Origin of the sequence: Variovorax sp. EL159 (assembly GCF_900100965.1) — a bacterium.
In the GTDB taxonomy this organism is placed as follows: Bacteria; Pseudomonadota; Gammaproteobacteria; order Burkholderiales; family Burkholderiaceae_C; genus Variovorax.
The window spans coordinates 553,570-572,820 of sequence record NZ_FMUJ01000001.1 but is presented as its reverse complement, the minus strand read 5'-3'; the positions used below and the strand labels follow the sequence as shown (position 1 = coordinate 572,820).

Here is a 19,251-nt window from a genome sequence, read left to right as displayed (position 1 = left end):
TTACTCGAAGTCAAAGGCCCTTGCGAGCCCCGTGGCACTAGGGAAAACCTATAATTTGACCACAGTTCCCAGTGCACCGATGAAGCTCCAGCCCGACAAATCCGACGCCCAGTCCCTCACCGCACACGGCCCTGGCTGGGTGGCAATCAACAACGAGAAGGTCGAGGGCAGCGTGGTGGTGGGCTCGCGCGGCGAACGCTTCGAATGGAACTGCGCCCGCTTCGAAGAGCTCGGCCCCGAGCATTTCGCGCAGCTTGCGTCGCTGGGTGCGGAATTGATCATTTTCGGGAGCGGAAAGCGCATCCGCTTCCCCCAGCCCGCTTGGCTCCAGCCCCTGATGGCCAAGCGCACCGGCGTCGAGACCATGGACACCGCGGCGGCCTGCCGGACCTACAACATCCTGGCCGGCGAAGGCAGGCACGTGATTGCCGCTCTGCTGGTCGAGAGCCCTGACCCTGACTGAGAGAGGTCTTTTCGGGGTAAAATACCGGGTTGCGAACAGGCCAGCTACCCAAAGTTAGCAACGACCAATCCTCCATTCATCGAGCAAGCCCGAAAAAGGCTGAGAGGGCTCGAAGAGCGGAATCTAACGGAGAAAACAAGTTTCATGGCGATCGTTGTCAACAAACCCATTCCTGAATTCGACGCCAACGCCACGGGCGGCCTCAAGGTCTCGAATACCTCGCATCTCGGCCACGTGCTGGTCATGTATTTTTACCCGAAAGATAACACTCCGGGTTGCACAACCGAAGCCATGCAGTTTCGCGACCGCTACAAGGACTTCGAAAAGGCCGGCGCCACCGTCTTCGGCGTCTCCCGCGACAACATGAAGTCGCACGACGAATTCAAGGCCAAGCTCGAGCTGCCCTTCGAGCTGATCGCCGACACCGAAGAAAAAATGTGTCACATGTTCGGCGTGGTCAAGAACAAGATCATGTACGGCAAGAAGGTCAAGGGCATCGAACGCAGCACCTTCCTGATTGGCGCCGACGGCATCCTGAAGGCCGAATGGCGCGGGCTCAAGGTTCCGGGCCACGTCGACGACGTGCTCAAGGCCGTCAAGGCGCTCAAGAAAGCCGCCTGATAGCCACACTGGCCGCCGGGTTTGCGCTTTTGCGCCGCTGCGTGGGGAATGCCCAACGCAACGCGCCAATGAGCAGCCGGCGTGTCATCTGCGGTGTGCATAATGGCTCCATGCCGTTGAGCTCCACGACCGCATCCCCCGAACAAAGCCGCCTTGGTCTTCAGGCGGCTTTTTCGTTTTCTGGTTCCCACTTCCTGCGAGCGATCTGACACATGCCACTGCCTCCCGCCCCCACGAAACGCGCCGCATTGCTCTCGCCGGACGCGCTCGACGCGCCTGCCCGGTCTTCGCACAGGGGTTCGCGCCGCTCCGGCGACCAGCGGGCCGACGAAACCACCGCGCGCAGTCCGCAGCCCCTGGAACTGTTCGACAGCCTCGGCACCGAGGGTGCCGGCGGCGCCGATACCGCACGCCCGCCTCGCCGGACCAAGGCGAAAACTGCCGCACCCAAGCCGGTGAGCGCACCGCAACAACAACCGCAGCAGCCCCAGGCCCTCGTGCAGGTCGAGACGAAAGTCCAGCCCGCTGCGGTCGCACCGGCTCCCGCCCCGGCACCACAGGCACCCGTGCGCGCCAAGCGCAAGTCCACCGGCCCGGCCAAGCTGTTCGTGCTCGACACGAACGTGCTGCTGCACGACCCGATGTGCCTGTTCCGCTTTGAAGAGCACGACATCTTCCTGCCGATGATCGTGCTGGAGGAGCTCGACGGCCACAAGAAAGGTACAACCGAAGTCGCGCGCAACGGCCGCCAGACCAGCCGCACGCTCGACGCGCTTGCCGCCGCCCAGGGCGCCGACATTGCCAAGGGCCTCAAGCTCGATACCACCGGCCACCGCGAGGCCGGCGGCAAGCTGTTCTTCCAGACTGCGCCGCTTGACTACTCGCTGCCGCTGAGCCTGCCGCAAGGCAAGGCCGACAACCAGATCCTCGGCGTGGTGCAGGCACTGCGCGACCAGTACGCCAAGGACCAGCCCGACCATCCAAAACAGGAAGTGGTGCTGGTGTCGAAAGACATCAACATGCGCGTCAAGGCGCGCGCGCTGGGCCTTGCAGCCGACGACTACCAGAACGACAAGACGCTCGAAGACGGCGACCTGCTCTACGCCGGCTCGCTGGCGCTGCCGCCCGATTTCTGGACCCGCCAGAGCAAGACGGTCGAGAGCTGGCAGAGCGGCAGCAACACCTTCTACCGGATCAGCGGTCCGCTGGTGCCCAACCTCTACATCAACCAGTTCGTCTACTTCGAGGCACCCGGCGAGCCGAGCATGTATGCCCGCGTCACCGAAATCCGCGACAAGACCGCGGTGCTCAAGACACTCAAGGACTACAGCTCGGGCAAGAACGCGGTGTGGGGCGTGAACACGCGCAACCGCGAGCAGAACTTCGCGATGAACCTGCTGATGGACCCGGAGATCGACTTCGTCACGCTGACCGGCACCGCCGGCACCGGCAAGACCCTGATGGCGCTGGCCTCCGGCCTCACGCAGGTGCTCGACGACCGCCGCTACACCGAGATCATCATGACCCGCGCGACCGTGAGCGTGGGCGAAGACATCGGTTTCCTGCCGGGCACCGAGGAAGAAAAGATGGGCCCCTGGATGGGCGCGCTCGACGACAACCTCGAGTTCCTGGCCAAGGGCGATGGCGGTGGCGCCGGCGAGTGGGGCCGCGCGGCCACCAACGAGCTGATCCGCAGCCGCATCAAGGTCAAGAGCATGAACTTCATGCGCGGGCGCACCTTCCTGAACAAGTACGTGATCATCGACGAGGCGCAGAACCTCACACCCAAGCAGATGAAGACGCTGATCACCCGCGCGGGCCCCGGCACCAAGATCATCTGCATGGGCAACCTCGCGCAGATCGACACGCCGTACCTGACGGAAGGCTCCTCGGGCCTGACCTTCGCGGTCGACAAGTTCAAGGGCTGGCCGCACGGCGGGCACATCACGCTGGCACGCGGCGAGCGCTCGCGCCTGGCCGACTTCGCAAGCGACGTGCTCTAAGCCCTCTCCTGCCTCCCAAAGCCCGCGCTGGCCTTCATCGGTCTGCGCGGGCTTTTTTACGCCCGCAGTGACAGGCTCCTGACAAGACGCTGTCAGGAGGCCAGCCGCACCATCGCGGCTCCCTTCAACGACACAAAGAGAGCCCCGAAATGCAAAACGCCATCAACTGGTTCGAGATCCCGGTGACCGACATGGACCGCGCCCAGGCCTTCTACGAAACCGTTCTGGCCCGCAAACTGCGCCGCGAGAATTTCGGCGGAGACACGCTGGCCGTGTTCCCCCACGACAAACCCGCCACGGGCGGCGCGCTGCAGGCTGGCGCAAACGCCAGCGCACGCGCCGGCAGCGGCATCCGCATCTACCTCGACTGCATGCCAAGCATCGATGCCGTGCTCGCGCGGGTCGAAGCGGCCGGCGGGCAGATCGTGGGCCCCAAGTCCGCATTGCCACCGGGCATGGGCTTCATTGCCTATTTGCGCGACACCGAAGGCAACGAAATCGGCCTTCATTCGCTGGAGTGATTCGCCATGGCACCGCGCAACTGGATCGCCGTCGCAAGCGCCGAGCACGCACGGCGCGGTCGCGACCACCGGCCGCTCGGCTTCATGCAGGTGGGCCACGGCAAGCACGCGCCGCTCAAGCGGCTCGCCGCCGGCGACCGCGTGGCCTACTACTCGCCGGCCACGGTGTTCGGCGGCACGGACAAGCTGCAGAGCTTCGTGTCGATCGGCGTCGTGCAGGCGGGCGAGCCCTACGAGTTCGACATGGGCCAGGGCTTCGTCCCATGGCGTCGCGACGTGGCCTACGCTGCGGCGCACGAGGCGCCTATCGCCCCGTTGATCGAGCGCCTCGCTTTCATCGAAAAACCCCAGCAATGGGGCTATAAATTCCGCTTCGGGCTGTTCGACGTCACCGACGCCGACATCGCACTGATCGCCCGGACCATGCAAGCTGACCTGAAGGCGCTCGCCCTCTGAGCGCCGCCCTCATCCAATCATCAACACAAGGAGAAGAATTCGATGGAACCCGTTCGCCAGCACCATGACGCCTTCCGCGTTGCAGGCCCCACGATCCGCACGACCAACCGCGAAGAAAACACGCCCGCCACCGCCCGCATCGGCGCGCTCTGGAGAAGTTTCTTCGACGAGCAGATGCCCCGCTTGATGCCTCGCCGCACGAGCGACGCCCGCATCTTCGGCGTCTACTCGGCCTACGAATCGGATGCCCAGGGCGCCTTCGACGTGACGGCCGGCCTGGCCGTCGCGGGCGGCGAAGACAGCGTGGCCATCGAGGCCGGCAACTACCTCGTGTTCAACGGCCAGGGAGAAATGCCGCACATGGTGATCGCCACCTGGCAGCGCATCTGGCAGTATTTCGAGGCGCATCCGGAAGTCGCGCGCCGCTACCGCAGCGACTTCGAAGCCTACGAAGGGCCGGACAAGGTGGCGATCCACATCGGTATTGCATGAGCGCAAGAAAGAGCTGGCACGACCGGCTCGCAAGCTACCCTCACCTGCCGAGCGTCAAGGAGATCCCCGTCGCCATGCGTGCTCGCCATGGCGAAGGCACCATCGCCACGCCGTCGCCGCAAGAGGTCGAGGCCGCCATGCGCAGCATTCCGGAAGGCCGGCTCGCCACGGTCATGGGCATCGGCGAAGACATCGCGGTGCGCCACGGCACGACCATCGGCTGCACGGTGACCACCGCGATCTTTGCGCACATGGTGGCGCACGCGGCCGAAGAGGCGCCGAAGGCCGAGGGCCAGACGCCCTGGTGGCGCACGCTCAAGGTCGGCGGCGAACTCAATCCCAAATACCCCGGCGGCATCGAGGCGCAAATGACGAAGCTGGAAGCCGAAGGGCACACGGTCGTGCAACGCGGCAAGCGCTACTTCGTCGAAGACTTCGCGAAGAAGCTCGCGGGAACGCACTGATGCGACGCGCCGACCGCCTGTTCCAGCTCGTGCAGCTCGTCCGTGGGCGCCGGCTCACCACCGCCGCCTTCCTGGCACGGCGCCTTGAAGTATCTGAACGCACGGTGTATCGCGACGTGGCCGACCTTCAGCACCAGGGCGTGCCCATCGAAGGCGAGGCCGGCGTGGGCTACAGGCTGGGCGCGGGCTTCGAGCTGCCTCCGCTGATGTTCACGCAGGACGAAGCCTCGGCGCTCGTGGCGGCCGCACGGCTTGCCCAGAGCTGGGTCGATCCAGCGATGGCGCGAGACATCGAAACGGGGCTGGGCAAGATCCTTTCCGTGCTGCCGCCGGCGGCACGCGTCTCAGCCGAGGCATTGGCGCTCTACGCACCCGCGCTGGGCCTGGACGACGCCCTGCGCGCGCGGCTGCAGACATTAAGGGAAGCGGTGCAGTCGCACAACAAGCTGCGCCTCGACTACCGCGACGTGTCGGGCGACGCCAGCACGCGCACGGTGCGGCCGCTTGGCTGCTTCTATTGGGGCAAGGTCTGGACGCTGTCGACCTGGTGCGAACTGCGCAACGACTTTCGCGGCTTTCGCCTCGACCGCATGGACGCCATCGCGGTGCTGCCAGAGCGCTTTCGCGACGAGCCGGGCAAGACGCTGGCCGACTTGCTGCGGCAGGTGAAGGTCGAAACTGTCCAGGGCAAGGTCGTGCCGCAGAAGCCGTAGCCTCTCTGCGCGGCGTCTTGCGCGCGAGGCATCAGTACTCTTCGTTGTGGCTGTAGCTGGCCAGGTTCTCGAACTTGGTGATCGGCTTCAGGAAGGCCAGCTTGACGGTGCCGGTCGGGCCGTTCCGGTGCTTGCTGATGATCACCTCGGCCACGCCCGGCTCCTTGCTGTTCTTGTCGTAGTAGTCGTCGCGGTAGATGAACATGATGATGTCCGCGTCCTGCTCGATGGCGCCGGATTCACGCAAGTCGCTCATCATGGGACGCTTGTCGGTCCGGCTTTCCACGCCGCGGCTGAGCTGCGACAGCGCGATCACCGGGCACTTGAGCTCCTTGGCCAGCATCTTCAGGCCGCGCGAGATTTCGCCCACGGCCGTCGCGCGGTTCTCATCGCCCGAACTGCTGGTCGACATGAGCTGCAGGTAGTCGACCACGATCAGGCCGAGGCGCCCGTACTGGCGCGCCAGGCGACGCGCATTGGCGCGCAGTTCGCTGGTGGACAGACCCGGCGTTTCGTCGATGTGCAGCGACACGGTGCGCAGCTTCTCGATGGCCTCGGTCAGGCGCGGCCACTCTTCGTCGCTGAGCTTGCCCGTGCGCAGGTGACCCTGGTCGATGCGGCCGATCGAGCCCACGATACGCACCGCGAGCTGCGAGGCACCCATTTCCATCGAGAACACCGCCACCGGCAGCCCCTCTTCGAGCGCCACGTGCTCGGCGATGTTGATCGCGAGCGAGGTCTTGCCCATCGACGGACGCGCGGCCAGCACGATCATGTCGCCGGGCTGCAGGCCCGAGGTCATCTTGTCGAAGTCGTGGAAGCCGGTGCGAATGCCCGTGATGTCGTTCGGGTTCTCGGCCATCTCGGTCACGCGGTCGAGCAGTTCGACCACCAGGGCATCCATGCTCTGGAAGCCCTGCTTCATCCGCGTGCCTTCTTCGCCGATGTTGAAGATCTTCTGCTCGGCCTCGTCGAGGATCTTGTCGACCTGCTTGCCCTGCGGGTTGAAGGCCTGCGTCGCGATCTCGTCGGCGGCGGACACCAGCTTTCGCAAGATGGAGCGCTCGCGCACGATCTCGGCGTAGCGCCGGATGTTGCTCGCGCTCGGCACGTACTGCGCCAGCGAATTCAGGTAGACCAGTCCGCCGATCTCGTCGGCCTTGCCAAGGTTCTGCAACTGCTCGTAGACCGTGATCACGTCAGCGGGCTTGGTCGCATTGATCAGCCCGCCAATGGCGGCGTAGATCAGCTTGTGTTCATGGCGATAGAAGTCGCCATCGACCAACAGGTCGCCCATGCGGTCCCAGGCGCCGTTGTCGAGCAGCAGGCCACCGAGCACGCTCGATTCAGCCTCGATGGAGTGAGGCGGAATGCGCAGTTGGGCGATCTGGCGGTCGGCCGACGGATCATTGTCGGCATAGGAGAAAACGGCGGACATGGACTTCCCTTGCAACCCTGCATGCTAAGCCGCGCACGCTGCTGCGTGTGTGGACAAGGTTGTGAATAAACAGTGATCTTCCGGTGCAATACGCTGGAGAACTTCGGTCGCGGAAAAACAAAAGCCGCCCGAAGGCGGCTTTTTCAACAGCGCACGAGGCGCCGTTCGGGATCAGGCGGTTTCGCCGTAGACCGTGACGGTGATGTCGACCACCACGTCGGTGTGCAGCGCAACGCTCACGGTGCTGTCGCCGACGACCTTGATCGGGCCGTTGGGCAGGCGCACTTGCGACTTGGCAACCTTGTAGCCTTGCTTGCCCAGCTCTTCGGCGATGTCGCCGTTGGTGACCGAGCCGAACAGACGGCCGTCCACGCCAGCCTTTTGCGTCAGCTTGATGGTCGTGCCACCGAGCTTTTCGCCTTGGGCCTGCGATTCGGCCAGCTTGGCGGCCGCAGCCTTTTCGAGTTCGGCGCGCTTGGCTTCGAATTCGGCCTTGTTGGCGGCGGTGGCGCGGCGTGCGCGGCCCGACGGAATCAGGAAGTTGCGTGCGTAGCCGTCCTTGACCTTGACGATATCGCCCAGGGCACCGACGTTGACAACCTTGTCCAGAAGAATGATTTGCATGGTGTCGACTCCTTAGACGCGGTGCTGGTCGCTGTACGGCACCATGGCCAGGAAGCGGGCGCGCTTGATCGCGGTGTTCAGCTGGCGTTGGTAGATCGCGCGCGTGCCGGTCAGGCGTGCGGGGATGATCTTGCCGTTTTCGCTGATGAAGTCACGCAGCGTGTCGATGTCCTTGTAGTCGATCTCTTCGACGCCAGCGACGGTGAAGCGGCAGAAACGCTTGCGCTTGAACAGCAGCGACTGGGTGTTGCGCTTCGGGCGCTTGTCTTTGTTGAATTTCTTGAACGTGGCCATTTGGGGACCTCTTGTCGAAAATTAATCTTGCTGAAAATCCTGGATGTGCAGGACCGGATGCTTGCCGTTGCCCGGTGTCGCGAGAAAGCCCTGAAAACGCCAGAGACTTCCCATCGACTGCGTTGCGAGGCGCTCGGCGATGGCGCCGAAGGCAATGGCCTTGAGGGCCGTCTTCACCTGCCTGGGCTTTCCCGCCTCCTGGAGCGTCGACTCGTGTTCGAGCTTCAGGTCGATGGCGGGCAAGCCGGCTGGCGTGAATCGCAAGGCTCCGAGTTCGGCAACGGAGGCGGTCAGCAGAAGCTGGTTGACCCCGGTTGCCGCAGCGGCAGCAGTCACGCCATCAGTTGTTGTTGGCGGCGTATTCGGCCTGCTGGGCCTTGCGAGCCTCTTCGCGCTCGACCGTCTTCATCATCGACGAAGGACCGGTGTCGGCCTTCTTCTTCTGAACGGTCAGGTGGCGCAGCACGGCGTCGTTGAACTTGAACGCGTGTTCGAGTTCGCCCATCACGGCTTGTTCAGCTTCAATGTTGACGCACAGGTAGTGGGCCTTGTTGAGCTTGTTGATCTGGTAAGCCAGCTGACGGCGGCCCCAGTCTTCAACGCGGTGGATCTTGCCGCCGCCGGCCGTGATCAGGCCCTTGTAGCGCTCCAGCATGGCCGGAACTTGTTCGCTCTGATCCGGGTGGATCAGCAAAATGATTTCGTAGTGACGCATGGCACTCCTTGTGGATTCTTCCGAAGAAGAGGAAAAGCCACCTGCAGCGTCGGGCGCAGTGTGGCAAGGCAAAGCCGGCGATTATAGCCCTGCAATTGCGAATCTGGCAAGGCGTTCAGTCGTTCAGGGCCTTGTCGAGGGCCGCAGCCCTCTCCGCGCCGACCGCTGCACGGATCTTGGGCGCCAGCGCCAGCAGGTCGTCGTAGCTCGCCGTACCCTCGACCTGCAGATTGAGCCGGAATCCCATCAAACCCAGGCTGCCGGTCAACTGGGTCGCGATGGGGTAGGCGTCTTTATAGCGCTGCTGCTTGCTGCGGCCGGAAGGCGGCGGCACGGCCTGCGCGGTCGGTTTGGTGCCCTCGGTGGATGCATCGCCCGCCGCTGGCGAGGCTGGCTGCCCGCCCACGGGCTCCAATACGCCCAGCGCGATCATCTGGTCGATGTCTTCGCGCGCAATGCCCATGCCGGCGGCAAGCACATCGTCGACCGAGCGCTTGCCGTCGAACAGGATGAAGGCCGAGCGCTGGCGCGGTGACAGCGGCACCGAACGGTCTTTCAGGGCCTGGTGGCCCGCTTCCGTCTTGACAAGAATCATGGTGGTCTCCCGCGAGGTACTGGCAGATCGCCGCGGCGACCGAGATCGCCTCAGGCTGGTTGCCAGGATGCGCCGCCCTGTGAATTGTCACAAGTCTGACACCAGAAACACACTTTGATTCAAAGACACGAAGCAGATACGGGAAATCCCCCGACGGGGATTCCCGCAACTTGCCGCTCGGCGGGCACCAGACGCCCGCCGCCTGAAGGGCCGGGTCAGCGCTTGGCCAGCTGCTGCCAGGTGTCGATCACGCTGTCGGGGTTCAGCGAGATCGATTCGATCCCCTGCTCCGCCAGCCAGAGCGCGAAGTCCGGGTGGTCGCTGGGGCCCTGGCCGCAGATACCGACGTACTTGCCCTGCGCCTTGCAGGCCTTGATGGCACGGCTCAGCATGGCCTTCACGGCCGGGTCGCGCTCGTCGAAGTCGGCCGCCAGCAACTCGAGGCCCGAGTCGCGGTCCAAGCCCAGCGTGAGCTGGGTCAAGTCGTTCGAGCCGATCGAGAAGCCGTCGAAGAACTGGAGGAACTCATCGGCCAGGATGGCGTTGCTGGGCACCTCGCACATCATGATCAGCTTGAGCTCGTTTTCGCCACGCTTGAGGCCATGCTCGCCGAGCAGGCCGGTCACGCGCTCGGCCTGGCCCAGCGTGCGCACGAAGGGCACCATGATCTGCACGTTGGTGAGGCCCATGTCGTTGCGCACGCGCTTCAGGGCCTCGCATTCCATCGCGAAGGCTTCGCCGAAGTCGGCGCTCAGGTAGCGCGCGGCACCACGGAAGCCGAGCATCGGGTTTTCTTCTTCGGGCTCGTAGCGGCTGCCGCCGATCAGCTTGCGGTACTCGTTCGACTTGAAGTCCGACAGGCGCACGATCACCGGCTTGGGCCAGAAAGCAGCCGCGATGGTCGCGATACCTTCCGCCACCTTGTCGACGTAGAAAGCACGCGGCGAGGCGTGGCCGCGGGCCACCGATTCGACGGCCTTCTTCAGGTCGTTGTCGACATTCGGATAGTCGAGGATCGCCTTCGGGTGCACGCCGATGTTGTTGTTGATGATGAACTCGAGCCGCGCCAGGCCCACGCCGTGGTTCGGCAGCTGCGCGAAGTCGAAGGCGAGCTGCGGGTTGCCCACGTTCATCATGATCTTCAGGTCGACCTCGGGCATCACGCCGCGCTGCACTTCGGTCACTTCGGTTTCGAGCAGGCCGTCGTAGATGAAACCGGTGTCGCCCTCGGCGCAGCTCACGGTGACCAGCGTGCCGTCCTTCAGCAGATCGGTGGCGTCGCCGCAGCCGACCACGGCCGGAATGCCGAGCTCGCGCGCAATGATGGCCGCGTGGCAGGTGCGCCCGCCGCGGTTGGTGACGATGGCGGCGGCACGCTTCATCACCGGCTCCCAGTTCGGGTCGGTCATGTCGGTGACGAGCACGTCGCCGGCCTGCACCTTGTCCATTTCGCTGATGTTGTGCACGAGGCGCACGGGGCCGGTGCCGATCTTCTGGCCGATGGCACGACCTTCGGCGAGCACCGCGCCCTTGCCCAGCAGCTTGTAGCGCTGCTCGGCCTTGCCCTGCTGCTGGCTCTTCACCGTCTCGGGACGTGCCTGCAGGATGTAGAGATGGCCGTCGGTGCCGTCCTTGCCCCACTCGATGTCCATCGGGCGGCCATAGTGCTCTTCGATGACCAGCGCGTACTTGGCCAGTTGCTCGACGTCGGCATCGCTCAGCGAATAGCGGTTGCGCTGCTCGGCCTTGACGTCGGTGGTCTTGACCAGCTTGCCGCTGGCCTTTTTCTCCTCGGCCGTCGCGAATTCCATCTGGATCAGCTTGGAGCCGAGGTTGCGGCGGATCACCGCGCGCTTGCCGGCGCGCAGCGTCGGCTTGTGCACATAGAACTCGTCGGGGTTCACCGCGCCCTGCACCACCGTCTCGCCCAGGCCGTAGCTCGAGGTGATGAACACCACGTCTTCAAAGCCCGATTCGGTGTCGATGGTGAACATCACGCCGGCGGCGCCGAGGTCGGAGCGCACCATGCGCTGCACGCCGGCCGACAGCGCGACCACGTCGTGCTCGAAGCCCTTGTGCACGCGGTAGCTGATGGCGCGGTCGTTGTAGAGGGAGGCGAACACCTCCTTCATCTTGTGCAGCACGTCGTCGATGCCGACCACGTTCAGGAAGGTCTCTTGCTGGCCCGCGAACGAGGCGTCGGGCAGGTCTTCGGCGGTGGCCGAGGAACGCACGGCGAACGAGGCGGACGGGTTGCCAGCGCTCAGCGTGGCGAAGGCTTCGCCGATGGCTTTCTGCAGGTCGGCCGGGAAGGGCTGGGCCTCGACCATGGCGCGGATCTCGGCACCGGCCACGGCCAGCGCGCGCACGTCTTCGGTGTCCAGCGCGGCGAGCCGCTTGCTGATCTTGTCGGCCAGGCCGTCATGGGCCAGGAACTGGCGGAACGCGTGGGCCGTGGTCGCGAAACCCGTCGGCACCCGCACGCCCTGCGGCAGCTGCGAGATCATTTCGCCGAGGCTGGCGTTTTTGCCGCCAACCGCCTCGACGTCGGTCATTCTCAGGTTTTCAAACGGTACGACCAGGGCGGTCGCGTCGAAAAGTGCAGACATGGGGAAGCTCCAGAAGTTGAAACCGGTGCTGCATGCAGACGGCGCGGCACGATCGTTGTCGTTGCTTTGGGTGCGATCGCGGTGTGCATGGAAAGAATGGGGTGGGAAAGCGGATTCCCGATAATGGCCCGGATTGTAGGCGTGGCAAGGTCGCGCGCGCCGCAGGACAAGGCCGCAAGGGCAACACCATGCACACACGCACTGTTTTCTTCATTTCCGACGGCACCGGCATCACCGCCGAGACTTTCGGCAACGCCGTGCTCGCCCAGTTCGAGATGAAGCCGCGCCACGTCCGGCTGCCTTTCACCGACACGGTCGACAAGGCGCACCAGGCGGTGCGGCACATCAACCACACCGCCGAACTGGAGGGCGTGCGCCCCATCGTCTTCACCACGCTGGCCAACATGGACGTGCTGGAAGTGATCGAAACCGGCTGCAAGGGCATGCTGCTGGACATGTTCGGCACCTTCGTGCGCCCGCTGGAGATCGAGCTGGCCGTGAAGTCGAACCACCGCATCGGCCGCTTCAGCGACGTCAGCAAGAGCAAGGAATACAACGCCCGCATTGCCGCGATCGACTTCAGCCTGGCCCACGACGACGGCCAGAGCAACCGCGACCTGCAGGGCGCCGACGTGATCCTGGTGGGCGTCAGCCGCAGCGGCAAGACGCCCACGTCGCTCTACCTGGCGATGCAGCACGGCCTGAAAGCGGCCAACTACCCGCTGATTCCGGAAGATTTCGACCGCCGCCAGCTCCCCCCTGCCCTGCTGCCGCACCGCAAGAAGATCTTTGGCCTGACGATCCAGCCCGAGCGGCTCAGCGAGATTCGCAACGAACGCCGCCCCGATTCGCGCTATGCCAGCCTCGAAAACTGCCGCCACGAGGTGAGCGAGGCCGAAGCGATGATGCGGCGCGCCGGCATCCGCTGGCTGTCGACCACCACCAAGTCGATCGAGGAAATCGCCACGACGATCCTGCAGGAGCTGCGGCCCGAGCGGCTGACGTACTGATATTTGCTATCTTTTAAATAGCGCCTGATGGCCATTTGGCGGCCGTCAGGCGCTATTTTCATTTCAGCCGAACAGGTATTGCACCGTGCCGTCGGCACTTGTCACAGGCTGGCAGGGCGTTCCCCAGACCGATTCGATCAGGGCCGGCTCGAGCACTTCGGCCGCCGCGCCCTGCCGCACGCCGCCTGACGCACCGCCCAGCACCACCACTTCGTCGGCATAGCGACGCGCCAGGTTCAGGTCGTGCAGCACGGCGACCACGCCCACGCCGCGCGCTGCCCAGGCGCGCAGCAGGCGCATCGCCGAATGCTGATGCGCCAGATCGAGCGCAGCGGTCGGTTCGTCCAGCAGCAGCCAGCGGGTCGCGCCGTCGGTCCGCGGATGCCACAACTGCGCCAGCGCCCGCGCCATGTGGGCCCGGGATTTTTCCCCGCCCGACAGCGTGTTGAGCACGCGCGACGCCAGCGCCGACACGTCGGTCAGCGCCATCGACTCGGCAATGATCGCGTCTTCGTCGTGCCCTGGCGCCCGGCGGTGCGGGTAGCGGCCCAGCGCGACGATCTCCTGCGCGGTGAAGTCGAAGGCGACCGCGCTTTCCTGCGGCATCAGCGCCCGGCGCAATGCGAGCGCCGGCATGCCGTGGTCCGAAAGCGGACGGCCGTCGAGCGTCACCCACCCTCGCGTCGGCACGCGCTGGCCGGCCAGTACCGACAACAAGGTCGACTTGCCCGCACCGTTCGGGCCGAGGATGGCCGTCACCCGGCCCGGCGCCAGGCTGACACTCGCATCCGCCAGCAGCGTCTTTGCTCCGACACGGACCTCGACGCCTTCGCAGCACAGCGCCATCGGATCGCGCTCCATGTCCGCCGTCATATGCGCCCCTTGAAGTGCCGCAGCATCAGCAGGAACATCGGCACGCCGATGAACGCGGTGAGCACGCCCAGCGGCAGCTCGGCCGGCGCCATCACGGTGCGCGCCACGGTGTCGGCCGCGAGCACCAGCGCCGCGCCCAGAAGGGCCGAGGCCGGCAGCACCACGCGGTGATCGGGCCCGGCCATCATGCGCACCCAGTGCGGCGCGATCAGCCCGATGAAACCGATGATCCCGGTCGTGGCCGTCACCGCCCCCACGGCCACGGCCGTGATCACGATGGCCCGCCGCTTGGTGCGCTCCACGTCGACGCCGAGCAGCGCCGCTTGCGCCTCGCCGAGGGCGATGGCGTTCAGCGGTGACGCGAGCGACCGCGCCGCCAGACACGACAGGAACACGGCCACGCCGACCAGCAGCACCGCGCTCCATCGCGCACCGCCGAGGCTGCCGAGCAGCCAGAACTGCAGGCTGCGCAGTTGCTCGTCGGTCGCGATCACGCTGAGAAAGCCCAGCCCCGCCCCTGCGAGCGCATTGACCGCAATGCCCGCGAGCAGCATCAGCGCCATGCGCGTGCCGCCTTCGCTGCGCGAGAGGCCGTAGATCAGCAAGGTCACCGACAAGCCACCACCGAAAGCCATGAGCACCAGCGTCCAGCTGCCGAGCGTGCGAGGAAGCACCGGCCAGAGCCACGCCCCGAGCACGATCGTGACGCCAGCCGCCAGCGCCGCGCCGCTGCTGATGCCCACCAACCCCGGATCGGCCAGCGGGTTGCGAAACAGGCCCTGCATCAAGGTGCCCGCCATGCCGAGCCCCGCACCGGCCGCCACGCCAAGCACAAGGCGCGGCAGACGGATGTTGAGAAAGACGAGGTGCTCGGGCGACTTGTCGGCACCGCCCTGCCCCAGCGAGGTCAGCACATTCCAGAGCTGCGAAAGACTGATGGCGTAGGCGCCGGACACCGCCCCCACCACGAAGGCCGCGACGAGCAGCAGCGCGCTGCCGCCCAGTACGGCACGCGCCGTGAACCTCTGGCTCATGCAACCGCAGCCAGGAACTTGTCGTGCAAGTCGGAGATGGACGCCGGCGTGCGCGGACCGAAGCCCAGCAGCAACAAGGCGTCTTGCGTGATCAGCGCGCGCTTCTTGAACGCGGGCGTGAGCGCCAGTTCGGGCCGCTGCCAGAACTTGTCGACGCCGCCGTGAGCCTCGATGCTCTGCGTGCTGGTGAGAATGATGTCGGGCGCCGCGCTGGCCATGGCTTCGGCCGTCATCGGCCGGTAGCCCTGGAAGCCGCCCAGCGCGTTCACGCCGCCGGCATAGCCGATCACCGAGTGCGCGGCCGTCTTCTCGCCCGAGACCTGCGGGCTTGCGCTGTGCGACAGCACGAACAGCACGCGGGGCTTGCGCCCCTTGGCCGTCGCCACGCGCTGCTGGACAACGGCCCATTCGGCATCGAGCCTGGCCTGCAGCTCGCGTGCCTGCGCTTCCTTTGCGGCTGCGCGGCCGACGGCCTGCACCTTGCGCTGCACTTCGCCCCAGCTGTGGTCGGCATCGATGATCTCGACCTTCACGCCCGCGCTGCGGACCTGATCGAGCACGACCGGCGGGCCCGATTCATTGGTGGCGATGATGGCATCGGGCTTCAGCGATAGCAGCCCTTCTGCCGACAGCTGCCGCATGTAGCCGACCTTGGGCGTGCTGCGTGCCGCCGCCGGATACAGGCTGGTGGTGTCGGTGCCCACGAGTTGCCCTTCGGCGCCGAGCAGGTAGACGACCTCGGTGATCGCGCCGCTCACCGTCACGAGCCTCGGCAGGCGTTGTGCCTGCGCGAATGCAGGCAACACGCCCACCGCCAGCGAAGAAGCGGACAGCAGCCGCAGCACGTCGCGGCGGCGTGGCGCCGGGGCATCGGTTCGTTCGAAATCGCTCATGGACTTCACGCCTCCTGTGTCGCAGCCAGACGCGGAAGACCGCGCACGATGTGGCGCCACTCCTCGCGTTCGGGTACGCCGGGTTTGCGTGCGCCGAAGAACATGGCCATGAGTTCGCCCGTGCCGTCGAAGGCCTCGACCGAAGTCACGACGCCGTCGCTCGTCGGCTTCTCGACGATCCAGACGCTGGCGATGCGGTCTTCACGCAGGTGCAGGTTGAAGCCGGGGTCGAGCACGTTGAGCCAGCGGATCGGCGGCGCGTTCTCGTCGGGTCCGCGCATTTCCATCGGCTCGATGCGCTTCACCGGTCCGCTGTGGATCTGGATGCAGCCGGGGCTACCGACGAACACCATGATCGGCGTGCCGTCGAATGCAGCTTCGTTCAGCAGATCGCGCACAGCGCTCAGTGCGGCGCGTTGCGTGAACTTGCCTTCGGTCAGGCGAAAGCTCTGCTGGCGCTCGACCTCGAACTTGTTCAGCAAGCCGAAGAACTCGTGCGTGTCCTGCATGCCGCCCCAGGCCTCGGAGAGACCGGCCGCATCGATGGCGCTGTCGTCGCGCGGCGCGGCCTTGGCTTCGGCCGGCACGAACACGACCGGCTCGTCGGCGGCGGTGTGGGTGTCGATGACCGACTGCAGCGCATCGCGGTCGGTGGCATCGCGAACAAAGATCTTGTGCACCGCGAGGCCGCTCGTATCGAAGAACTGCAGGCTCAGCGATGGTGGAACGCCCGGATTGGCGGCCGCCTCGCTCACGGCAAAGCCCGCATGCCAGCGGCTGAAGAAGAGGCGCAGGTCGATGGCCTCGCCCAGTGCGAGCCCCATCTTGTCGTTGCCCGAGACCTTCTCGTAGATGCCGGTCTTCTCGTGCACCGTGGTCTCGTTGCGCGTCAACGCGAGCACCGGGCCGCAGAGCTCGAGCGATTGCAGCAGCTCGACCCACGGCCCCTTGAGGCGCGTCGCGCGCAGGCCTTTGTCGTGCGCGCCGGTGTGCGCGGCAATCGCGGCACCTTCGGACAGGCCCATCGCAGCGGCGGCGTCCTTGTGGCGCATGCCCTTGGCACGCAGCGCGGCAAAACGATCGCGGGTTTCTTCGGCGTTCATCGGGTTTCCTTTTTGAGGTGAGGTGTTCCTGGGATCAGGTGTCGGGCGTCAGAAATCGGCAACGAGCGAGACGTTGAAGCTGCGCCCCGGCTGGGTGTACGCATCGCGCAGGATCGACGTGGCGGTGACACCGCGCACGTCGCTCCAGTTCCAGTAGCGCTTGTTGGTGAGGTTGGTCACCGATGCGTTCAGGCGCAGGTCCTTGCGGATGCGCCACTGCGCGCTCACGTCGAGCGTGGTGGCTGCGGGCGTGAGGAACTGGGTGCCGGTCGTGACCTCGGTGCGGTCCACGTCGGACCACTTCTTGCGCGCGTGGTTGGTGACGTCCAGGCGCACGCTCCAGACCGGCGCCTGGTACTTGATGCCGACGCTGGCCTTGCGCGGGTCGATCGAGTTGAGCGGCCGGTTGTTGGTGCGGTCGGTCCCGCGCGTCTGGCCATAGGCAAAGGGCACGGAGAAGCCATTGCCGTTGTCGGTGAAGTCGAGCTCGCCCTTGAACTCGAAGCCGCTGATGCGCGCGCGCCCGATGTTGACCGACTGGTAGATCAGCGGATCGATGCGCGGGATTCCGCGGCCGCCCACGAGGCGGTCGTTCTCGATCAGTTTCTTGTAGTCGCCGGTGAAGGCCGCCACGTCGAAGCTCAACACGCCGGTCTTGCCGCGCACGCCGATCTCGATGTTCTGGCTCTTCTCGGGCTTGAGGTTCGGATTGGGGATGGTCTTGTACCCCTGGATCACGTTCTCGAAGAAGTTGTTGACCTGGAAGGCATTCGGCGCCTTGAAGCCCGAGGCGTAGTTGCCATAGACGCTGAACTGCGGCGTTGCACGGAACAACACGCCCAGCTTGGGCGAAACCGCGGAACCCGACAGCGACACGGCCTGCGCGTTGAAGCCCCGCTGGCTGGCGTCGAGCGAGAAGCGGTCGAAGCGGATGCCCGGCGTGATGCTCCAACGGTCGTGGATGAATTCGTCCTGCACGTAGAACGCCGAGGAGGTCTCGCGGGTGTCGGGGAAGCGCTTGAGCGGATAGGTTTCGCCAGTGGGCGGCACCAGGCCGGTCTGCAGGTTCTCGACGTTGCTGCGCGTGTAGTCGAAGCCGTAGGTGATCTTCTGCGCCCAGTCGCCCATGCGGATCGTCTTGTCGGCTTGCAGACCAAGCTGCCAGGTGTTCTCGTCGTAGGTGACGTCGCGCGTGCGGTCGGCGGCGGTGAAGCGGTCTTCGAGAATGAACTCGCGCGACCTGGACTTCTGGTAGCTCACCACGCCGAGCAGGTTGTCGGCCATGGCACTGTTCAGGCGCAGGCGCCCTTCGTAGGTAAAGCGGTCGCGCTGCAGGTCGGTCTTGGCGTTCAGGCCGACGACGGAAGTCGAGACGAAAGGCGGCTTGGAAATGCCTGAGAGCAGGTCGTAGCGGCTGGTCTTCTCGATGTGCTCGAACGTGAAGCTGTGGCGCTGGTTGGCATCGGGCGTGAGGATGACCTTGGCGAGCACGGCCGCGTTCTTGTCGCGCTGCGGGTTGGGTGTGGTGCGGTCGACGTTGGCCACGTTGTAGTGGCCCATGTTCTCGAGTTCATGCGCACGGCCCAGGCTGGCCGAGACAAGCCATTGCATCGTGTCGTTGGGCTTGCCCGCCAGCGTGACGCCTGCGCGCTTGCCGCCGTCGTCGCCGCTGTAGCCCACGCTCGCGCTGCCGCCGAAGGTCTTGCCATCGCGCAGGTACGACGAAGGCTCGCGCGTGATGAAGTTGACCAGGCCCGCGAGGCCGTCCGAGCCATAGAGCGCCGACGCCGGGCCCTTGATGATCTCGATGCGCTCGATGAGGCTGATGTCGAAGTAATCGCGTCCGAACGCATTGGCGCTGAACACGTAGCTGCGCGGCGTGCGAATGCCATCGGTCAGCAGCAGCACGCGGTTGCCGTCGAGGCCGCGAACGTTGAAGCCCGCGTTGCTGTCGCGGCCGGTGTTGCCCTGCGCCAGCCCGAAGCGCGCCGGCGCACGCTTGACCGAGACATTCGGCAGGTCGCGCACGGCGTCGCGGATGTCGTTGATCTGCTTGGACTCGATGTCGTCGCGGGTGATGACCTCGGCGCTCACCGGCAAATCCTGCCGGGCCTGCTCCGAGCGCGAGCCGCTCACCACCACCTCGTTGAGCGCGATCTGTTGCGACCAGGCAGGCACGGCGATGCCGAAGCCGGAGGCGATCAGCAGTGGCAGGAGGGCAAGGCGGTGAGGATGGGAGCGGAGGGTTTTGGCGGCCACGAAAAAGGTCCAGAAACAGTTGAACAACTGCTTGCTGGACCTTGGGCGCAAAGCTCTGCGCGCTTGACCTG

General features: G+C 65.5%; 21 protein-coding genes. 9 read left to right on the top strand and 12 right to left on the bottom strand.

Translation table 11 applies throughout. The annotated features are described in order from the left end of the window. Window positions 1-79 precede the first annotated feature (79 nt). The 8 genes from BLQ28_RS02745 (at window position 80) to BLQ28_RS02710 (ending at window position 5,733) form a co-directional block, all read left to right on the top strand. Window positions 80-463 carry an Mth938-like domain-containing protein gene (locus BLQ28_RS02745; protein ID WP_093237014.1) on the top strand — a complete coding sequence of 128 codons (384 nt, stop codon included), beginning with the start codon at window positions 80-82 and terminating at the stop codon, window positions 461-463. Window positions 464-607: 144 nt separating this feature from the next. Further along, the gene (locus BLQ28_RS02740) at window positions 608-1,084 is read left to right on the top strand and encodes a peroxiredoxin (protein WP_007830801.1); all 477 of its coding nucleotides are present in this window, start codon (window positions 608-610) and stop codon (window positions 1,082-1,084) included. A 212-nt stretch (window positions 1,085-1,296) separates the two neighbouring features. Then, window positions 1,297-3,087: a PhoH family protein gene (locus tag BLQ28_RS02735; protein ID WP_093237013.1), complete on the top strand. Its 1,791-nt coding sequence runs from the start codon at window positions 1,297-1,299 to the stop codon at window positions 3,085-3,087. Between the two features lie 149 nt (window positions 3,088-3,236). Beyond that, a complete protein-coding gene (locus tag BLQ28_RS02730) occupies window positions 3,237-3,608 on the top strand; it encodes a VOC family protein (RefSeq protein WP_093237012.1) in 372 nt (123 codons plus the stop codon). A 6-nt stretch (window positions 3,609-3,614) separates the two neighbouring features. Continuing rightward, the gene (locus tag BLQ28_RS02725; RefSeq protein WP_093237011.1) at window positions 3,615-4,064 is read left to right on the top strand and encodes an EVE domain-containing protein; all 450 of its coding nucleotides are present in this window, start codon (window positions 3,615-3,617) and stop codon (window positions 4,062-4,064) included. 42 nt (window positions 4,065-4,106) lie between these two features. Further along, window positions 4,107-4,556, top strand: coding sequence for a GyrI-like domain-containing protein (locus tag BLQ28_RS02720; protein ID WP_093237010.1), 450 nt, complete (start codon window positions 4,107-4,109; stop codon window positions 4,554-4,556). Next, on the top strand, window positions 4,553-5,020 hold the full coding sequence (locus BLQ28_RS02715) for an MGMT family protein (RefSeq protein ID WP_093237009.1): 468 nt from the start codon (window positions 4,553-4,555) through the stop codon (window positions 5,018-5,020). The genes BLQ28_RS02720 and BLQ28_RS02715 overlap by 4 nt, the downstream gene beginning before the upstream one ends. Next, entirely contained in the window at window positions 5,020-5,733 is a 714-nt protein-coding gene (locus BLQ28_RS02710; protein ID WP_093237008.1) for a helix-turn-helix transcriptional regulator, read from the top strand. The genes BLQ28_RS02715 and BLQ28_RS02710 overlap by 1 nt, the downstream gene beginning before the upstream one ends. Before the next feature lie 31 nt (window positions 5,734-5,764). Here the strand turns inward: BLQ28_RS02710 and dnaB are convergent, their stop codons facing one another. The 7 genes from dnaB to ppsA form a co-directional block, all read right to left on the bottom strand. Beyond that, window positions 5,765-7,171: a replicative DNA helicase gene (gene dnaB, locus BLQ28_RS02705; RefSeq protein WP_093237007.1), complete on the bottom strand. Its 1,407-nt coding sequence runs from the start codon at window positions 7,169-7,171 to the stop codon at window positions 5,765-5,767. Between the two features lie 171 nt (window positions 7,172-7,342). Continuing rightward, window positions 7,343-7,795, bottom strand: a complete 453-nt coding sequence (gene rplI / locus BLQ28_RS02700; RefSeq protein WP_093237006.1) for a 50S ribosomal protein L9 — start codon at window positions 7,793-7,795, stop codon at window positions 7,343-7,345. Window positions 7,796-7,807: 12 nt separating this feature from the next. Further along, complete coding sequence (gene rpsR / locus BLQ28_RS02695) at window positions 7,808-8,089, bottom strand: 30S ribosomal protein S18 (RefSeq protein ID WP_007830781.1); 282 nt, start codon at window positions 8,087-8,089, stop codon at window positions 7,808-7,810. A gap of 21 nt (window positions 8,090-8,110) precedes the next feature. Continuing rightward, window positions 8,111-8,425: a primosomal replication protein N gene (gene priB, locus BLQ28_RS02690; RefSeq protein WP_093237005.1), complete on the bottom strand. Its 315-nt coding sequence runs from the start codon at window positions 8,423-8,425 to the stop codon at window positions 8,111-8,113. Window positions 8,426-8,429: 4 nt separating this feature from the next. Continuing rightward, on the bottom strand, window positions 8,430-8,804 hold the full coding sequence (gene rpsF, locus BLQ28_RS02685; RefSeq protein WP_093125029.1) for a 30S ribosomal protein S6: 375 nt from the start codon (window positions 8,802-8,804) through the stop codon (window positions 8,430-8,432). 115 nt (window positions 8,805-8,919) lie between these two features. Beyond that, a complete protein-coding gene (locus BLQ28_RS02680; RefSeq protein ID WP_093237004.1) occupies window positions 8,920-9,399 on the bottom strand; it encodes a hypothetical protein in 480 nt (159 codons plus the stop codon). A gap of 215 nt (window positions 9,400-9,614) precedes the next feature. Continuing rightward, entirely contained in the window at window positions 9,615-12,008 is a 2,394-nt protein-coding gene (gene ppsA / locus BLQ28_RS02675) for a phosphoenolpyruvate synthase (protein WP_093237003.1), read from the bottom strand. A 188-nt stretch (window positions 12,009-12,196) separates the two neighbouring features. Between ppsA and BLQ28_RS02670 the strand changes: the two genes are divergently transcribed. After that, window positions 12,197-13,018 (top strand): posphoenolpyruvate synthetase regulatory kinase/phosphorylase PpsR, encoded by an 822-nt coding sequence (locus BLQ28_RS02670; RefSeq protein ID WP_093237002.1) that lies wholly within the window; start codon window positions 12,197-12,199, stop codon window positions 13,016-13,018. 63 nt (window positions 13,019-13,081) lie between these two features. Here BLQ28_RS02670 and BLQ28_RS02665 read toward each other — a convergent pair whose 3' ends face one another. Genes BLQ28_RS02665 through BLQ28_RS02645 form a run of 5 tightly spaced genes read right to left on the bottom strand, consistent with a single transcriptional unit; the run spans window position 13,082 to window position 19,180 of the window. After that, window positions 13,082-13,891: a heme ABC transporter ATP-binding protein gene (locus BLQ28_RS02665; protein WP_093237001.1), complete on the bottom strand. Its 810-nt coding sequence runs from the start codon at window positions 13,889-13,891 to the stop codon at window positions 13,082-13,084. Further along, a complete protein-coding gene (locus BLQ28_RS02660; protein WP_093237000.1) occupies window positions 13,888-14,925 on the bottom strand; it encodes a FecCD family ABC transporter permease in 1,038 nt (345 codons plus the stop codon). Before BLQ28_RS02660 ends, BLQ28_RS02665 begins: the two co-directional genes overlap by 4 nt. Beyond that, window positions 14,922-15,818: a heme/hemin ABC transporter substrate-binding protein gene (locus BLQ28_RS02655; RefSeq protein WP_093236999.1), complete on the bottom strand. Its 897-nt coding sequence runs from the start codon at window positions 15,816-15,818 to the stop codon at window positions 14,922-14,924. Before BLQ28_RS02655 ends, BLQ28_RS02660 begins: the two co-directional genes overlap by 4 nt. A 5-nt stretch (window positions 15,819-15,823) precedes the next feature. Next, window positions 15,824-16,921 carry a hemin-degrading factor gene (locus BLQ28_RS02650; protein ID WP_093236998.1) on the bottom strand — a complete coding sequence of 366 codons (1,098 nt, stop codon included), beginning with the start codon at window positions 16,919-16,921 and terminating at the stop codon, window positions 15,824-15,826. 48 nt (window positions 16,922-16,969) lie between these two features. Then, window positions 16,970-19,180, bottom strand: a complete 2,211-nt coding sequence (locus BLQ28_RS02645) for a TonB-dependent hemoglobin/transferrin/lactoferrin family receptor (RefSeq protein ID WP_093237673.1) — start codon at window positions 19,178-19,180, stop codon at window positions 16,970-16,972. Between the last annotated feature and the right edge of the window lie 71 nt (window positions 19,181-19,251).

What these genes read in the sequence shown, in the direction of transcription:
- BLQ28_RS02745 (WP_093237014.1), top strand. Translation starts at nt 80, where the DNA reads ATGAAGCTCCAGCCCGACAAATCCGACGCCCAGTCCCTCACCGCACAC.
- BLQ28_RS02740 (WP_007830801.1), top strand. Translation starts at nt 608, where the DNA reads ATGGCGATCGTTGTCAACAAACCCATTCCTGAATTCGACGCCAACGCC.
- BLQ28_RS02735 (WP_093237013.1), top strand. Translation starts at nt 1,297, where the DNA reads ATGCCACTGCCTCCCGCCCCCACGAAACGCGCCGCATTGCTCTCGCCG.
- BLQ28_RS02730 (WP_093237012.1), top strand. Translation starts at nt 3,237, where the DNA reads ATGCAAAACGCCATCAACTGGTTCGAGATCCCGGTGACCGACATGGAC.
- BLQ28_RS02725 (WP_093237011.1), top strand. Translation starts at nt 3,615, where the DNA reads ATGGCACCGCGCAACTGGATCGCCGTCGCAAGCGCCGAGCACGCACGG.
- BLQ28_RS02720 (WP_093237010.1), top strand. Translation starts at nt 4,107, where the DNA reads ATGGAACCCGTTCGCCAGCACCATGACGCCTTCCGCGTTGCAGGCCCC.
- BLQ28_RS02715 (WP_093237009.1), top strand. Translation starts at nt 4,553, where the DNA reads ATGAGCGCAAGAAAGAGCTGGCACGACCGGCTCGCAAGCTACCCTCAC.
- BLQ28_RS02710 (WP_093237008.1), top strand. Translation starts at nt 5,020, where the DNA reads ATGCGACGCGCCGACCGCCTGTTCCAGCTCGTGCAGCTCGTCCGTGGG.
- dnaB (WP_093237007.1), bottom strand. Translation starts at nt 7,171, where the DNA reads ATGTCCGCCGTTTTCTCCTATGCCGACAATGATCCGTCGGCCGACCGC.
- rplI (WP_093237006.1), bottom strand. Translation starts at nt 7,795, where the DNA reads ATGCAAATCATTCTTCTGGACAAGGTTGTCAACGTCGGTGCCCTGGGC.
- rpsR (WP_007830781.1), bottom strand. Translation starts at nt 8,089, where the DNA reads ATGGCCACGTTCAAGAAATTCAACAAAGACAAGCGCCCGAAGCGCAAC.
- rpsF (WP_093125029.1), bottom strand. Translation starts at nt 8,804, where the DNA reads ATGCGTCACTACGAAATCATTTTGCTGATCCACCCGGATCAGAGCGAA.
- BLQ28_RS02680 (WP_093237004.1), bottom strand. Translation starts at nt 9,399, where the DNA reads ATGATTCTTGTCAAGACGGAAGCGGGCCACCAGGCCCTGAAAGACCGT.
- ppsA (WP_093237003.1), bottom strand. Translation starts at nt 12,008, where the DNA reads ATGTCTGCACTTTTCGACGCGACCGCCCTGGTCGTACCGTTTGAAAAC.
- BLQ28_RS02670 (WP_093237002.1), top strand. Translation starts at nt 12,197, where the DNA reads ATGCACACACGCACTGTTTTCTTCATTTCCGACGGCACCGGCATCACC.
- BLQ28_RS02665 (WP_093237001.1), bottom strand. Translation starts at nt 13,891, where the DNA reads ATGACGGCGGACATGGAGCGCGATCCGATGGCGCTGTGCTGCGAAGGC.
- BLQ28_RS02660 (WP_093237000.1), bottom strand. Translation starts at nt 14,925, where the DNA reads ATGAGCCAGAGGTTCACGGCGCGTGCCGTACTGGGCGGCAGCGCGCTG.
- BLQ28_RS02655 (WP_093236999.1), bottom strand. Translation starts at nt 15,818, where the DNA reads ATGAGCGATTTCGAACGAACCGATGCCCCGGCGCCACGCCGCCGCGAC.
- BLQ28_RS02650 (WP_093236998.1), bottom strand. Translation starts at nt 16,921, where the DNA reads ATGAACGCCGAAGAAACCCGCGATCGTTTTGCCGCGCTGCGTGCCAAG.